Source organism: Cupriavidus sp. YAF13 (assembly GCF_052113425.1).
Taxonomy (GTDB): domain Bacteria; phylum Pseudomonadota; class Gammaproteobacteria; order Burkholderiales; family Burkholderiaceae; genus Cupriavidus.
This window is the reverse complement of record NZ_JBFRDD010000132.1, coordinates 1-1,905: the sequence shown is the minus strand read 5'-3', so window position 1 is coordinate 1,905 and position 1,905 is coordinate 1. Positions and strand designations below refer to the sequence as shown.

The window sequence follows — 1,905 nt, the reverse complement described above, 5'->3', positions numbered from 1 at the left end:
CTGGACAGTGCCAAGTTCTTCTACGCTGCCCGCTGCATGGGTGGCCAATCGTGGAGGGGACCGTCTTGGCGCCTATATTTGTCGAGGATTTTCGTGAGGCCTGGTACCGAACTGCAAGTCGCGAAAAATGTTGGCAGGCCTGAGCGCAGGGCGTTTGCCACGACCAGTTCCGATGGAGGCATCGCGACATTCATGGTGCGCAGCCAACTCCAAAATCCATGCCAAACCTTCGCTGTGTGGTTTATGGCCAGGTGCAGCAGGAGTCCCTGTGCGACGGCGCCGAGCTGCACATAGGCATGGAAGGCGCGCATCTTTCGGCGCACGCCATCGCGGTACTCTTGTGATTCTCGGTGCAGATACTGGTCGCCACTGCCGCGGCGCAGCGGCTTCATGCCGGCCATCCAAAAGTGATAGGCATATGCACCCAGCACATGCACCGCTTGACGAAACCCCAATTCGATTTTGAAACGGTAGCCGTAAAGCGACAGAATCTGCAATGGTTCAAGTGTCAAGTCGGTACAGAGCAGGAAAATTGTGCCTCGCTGGGGATGGTGAACGATCACGAAACGCACCAACCGGCCAACGGGTCGCCACATCAAATTCAGCACGCGATACCGCAGCGTCACGTTGCTGTCGCCGTAGACTGGACTTGGTGCGCTGGTGAAGGCGCCTTCGTCGCTGGCCAGGTCCTTGAGGCGCACCTTGCTCCCATAGATGGCAGGGCGTCCCTTGCCTCGTCGCTCAGGCTGAGCAGCAGGCAGATAGGCTACCGCATTGCTTTTGGCGCGCGAAATCAGGTGATGCCCAGCTGCCAAAAGAGGGGCAATAACCTTGGCGCTGGCGTAATATGCATCGGCAACAAGCAGCACCTGGCGATCCATGTCAGTGGCCACACGCTTGAGCAATTTCACCAACTTATCAAGCAGCGTGGACGAGTCACGATTGGAGAACACCAGCCCTTCGTGAATGCGCGAGGTCAGCGGCACTGCTGCCACTTGCCCCGCTGCGGAGTGCACCAACAAAGATATCGCCTGTAGCGAATGACCCATGATGTACTCGGGCTTGGTGTTCGAAGCCGACTGCTGATGTAACAACTTCACGCCCGGCATGCGTTTGCCCTCCTTGGGTGCCTTGATGCCGTCGGCAAGCAGAACCACGCGCGAGCCGATCTCGAACGGCTGAAACAGCTTGAGGCACAGGCGCGACCAGCAAGCAGTCAGCACATCCAAGTCCAAAGCGTCGCTATGAAACAGGTGCAGAAAGCGGTGATATGCCGCATCGCCGAAGTTGAGTAGACGCACAAAGCTGGTGACCCCTGCATTGTCGCTGCGACAGCAAAGACCGACCAGAGTAAGCAGCATCCAGAGAAACGTTCGTGCACGAGAACAGGCGGGGCGAAGCTCAGCAACGGCGGCGAGCCAGTGGGACCAAAGAGTCATCAGAAAGTTTTTTGATAATTATCCGATAGCACTATAATACTATCGGTAAAATCTGAAAAACTTTTGTCACACGAAACCGTGGAAGTTCAAGTCATGAGCACTCGTCGCGAAGCAACGTTGGAAAAGCAGATAGAGAAGACCAAACAACAATTGGTCGAGATAGGCGACATGCGTCCGGGCACACTGTCAACGCAGTACAACGTATGCGGCAAAGCGGGGTGCCGTTGCAAGGCAACGCCGCCGCAAAAGCATGGTCCCTATTACCAGGTCAGCTATACGCGCAAGGGGAAGAGCGGCAGCAAATTCGTGAAGAAGGAGGATTTGCCGGAGGTGCGCCGTCAACTGAAAAACTTTGAGCGCATGAAGATCCTGTTGGATCGCTGGATCGACCTATCGATGGAGTTGTCAACTTTGCGGCTGGCCAAAACCGGGGACTGAGCTACCGGAAGAACTTGGCACTGTCCAG

General features: G+C 56.1%; 2 protein-coding genes. One reads left to right on the top strand and one right to left on the bottom strand.

All coding sequences use genetic code 11. The features are described from left to right. Window positions 1–20: 20 nt before the first annotated feature. A complete protein-coding gene (locus tag AB4061_RS40445) occupies window positions 21–1,439 on the bottom strand; it encodes a transposase (RefSeq protein WP_441641640.1) in 1,419 nt (472 codons plus the stop codon). A gap of 93 nt (window positions 1,440–1,532) precedes the next feature. On the opposite strand from AB4061_RS40445, the gene AB4061_RS40440 reads away from it, so the two are divergent. Further along, window positions 1,533–1,877, top strand: coding sequence for a DUF6788 family protein (locus AB4061_RS40440; RefSeq protein WP_267606678.1), 345 nt, complete (start codon window positions 1,533–1,535; stop codon window positions 1,875–1,877). The last annotated feature ends 28 nt before the right edge of the window (window positions 1,878–1,905 follow it).